The sequence below is a fragment of the Vibrio sp. Vb1574 genome, assembly GCF_033338675.1.
Genome location: NZ_JAWOTC010000144.1, coordinates 1 through 1,617, shown reverse-complemented (window position 1 = coordinate 1,617; position 1,617 = coordinate 1). Strand labels below are relative to the sequence as shown.

At 46.3% G+C, this 1,617-nt stretch carries 2 protein-coding genes; both read right to left on the bottom strand.

The window, feature by feature from the left end:
* Positions 1 to 15: 15 nt before the first annotated feature.
* Positions 16 to 978 (bottom strand): DNA polymerase III subunit delta', encoded by a 963-nt coding sequence (locus R7O12_RS24265; protein ID WP_318126593.1) that lies wholly within the window; start codon positions 976 to 978, stop codon positions 16 to 18.
* Positions 979 to 1,002: 24 nt separating this feature from the next.
* Positions 1,003 to 1,617, bottom strand: a 615-nt coding sequence (tmk, locus tag R7O12_RS24260; RefSeq protein WP_318126592.1) for a dTMP kinase, incomplete at its 5' end; no start/stop codon positions are given.

Here is a 1,617-nt window from a genome sequence, read left to right as displayed (position 1 = left end):
AATGACAATGAGAATCTACGAACATAATGCCTCTCGTGATTCAATTAACCAATTCATTGATAGTAGCTCAAGGTTCAAACCCGGAAAGGTTTGCATTTGCGCTTTGAGCTCCATGAGTTTCTTTGTTGATGCATACAACCCATCGTAATGATGGGGCTGAAATTTCGCGGCACCAGGCAGTATGCCTTCGTCTACAACACCAAACTGCGCCTTGTGAGCATCCGTCAATACCCACCATGCCCAATCCAGCGCTTGGTCTGGATTTTTTGCCATTAACGATGCACATTTGGATACATCAGACGTCGGAGATAACAGTGTTTCAACCAAACAACGTTCGAAAGCCGAATACTCCTCTAGCTCACCATTTTTCAACGATGCAAGCGTTTTTAATGGAGAACCCATATTCAGTTTCAGTGCGAAAGCCGGTACTTGAGACAAGCCTTGCTCCCCAATCCACTGCATAGCTTGTTCGGTTGAAGGCGGCGTCACAACCCAATGCTGGCATCGGCTACGAATCGTCGGTAGCAATCTTTCTTGATTATGAGTGACCAGCAAAAACAAACATTTTTCGCCCGGTTCTTCCAGCGTTTTTAATAGCGCATTAGAAGCGGATTCATTCATCGCATCGGCTGGCTCAATCACAAACAAACGGTAACCATTCAGCTGAGAAGATTCATGAGCTAGACGCTTGCAAGCGCGAATTTGGTCAACCGTAATCGCCTTGCCTTCTTTCTCTGGCCTAATCCAGTGCAAATCTGGATGGCTTTGAGATTTCGTCAGTTGACAACTATGGCAGAAACCACAAGCTTCGCTGCTGTAGTTTTGACAAAGAAGTGCATGACTAAAAAACTCAACAAGCTTTTCTACTGCCAAGCCTTTTTTACTTTGCAGCAATAAAGCTCCAGGAATTCGATCTGAATCCAACCCAGATTTGAGGTTCTCCCATGCTGGCTTTAGCCAAGGAAAATCATTAAACATGCGTAACCTATATTCGCTTTTTACTTACTGGCGAGACGACCATTCGTTCAAGGCGTCTTGAATATCACGAGACACTTCTTCAATCGATTGTTCTGCATTGATCACAACAATTGACGGATCAGCATTGGCGATTTCCAAGTAACGCTCACGAGTGCGCTCGAAGAAGCTGATATCCATCTTTTCAATACGGTCTAGCTCGCCACGACCACGAGCGCGCTCAAGACCGATACGAGGATCGATATCCATATAAAGTGTAAATGCGGGCTTAAAGTCACCCAACGTGGTGTCACGAAGGTTTTTCATGAGTGACGCATCAATTTGACGGCCACCACCTTGGTAAGCTTGTGATGACAAGTCATGGCGATCGCCAACAACCCATTGTCCGTTTGCAAGCGCTGGCTTAATCACATTCTCAACCAGTTGAACACGCGCGGCGTACAACAGAAGCAACTCTGTGATGTCTTTCAACTCTTCGCCTTCATGCTCTTCCTTGACTAAAGCGCGCATTTTCTCGGCAAGAGGTGTCCCACCAGGTTCACGCGTGTTAACGATGTTTTCGATTCCCGCTTGTTTGAGCGTGTCCAAAACCGTTTTAATCGCAGTGCTTTTCCCTGCGCCTGCAAGGCCCTCTACGACAAT

Excerpts from the sequence above, each read along its gene's own strand:
- R7O12_RS24265 (WP_318126593.1), bottom strand. The coding sequence starts at position 978 with ATGTTTAATGATTTTCCTTGGCTAAAGCCAGCATGGGAGAACCTCAAA.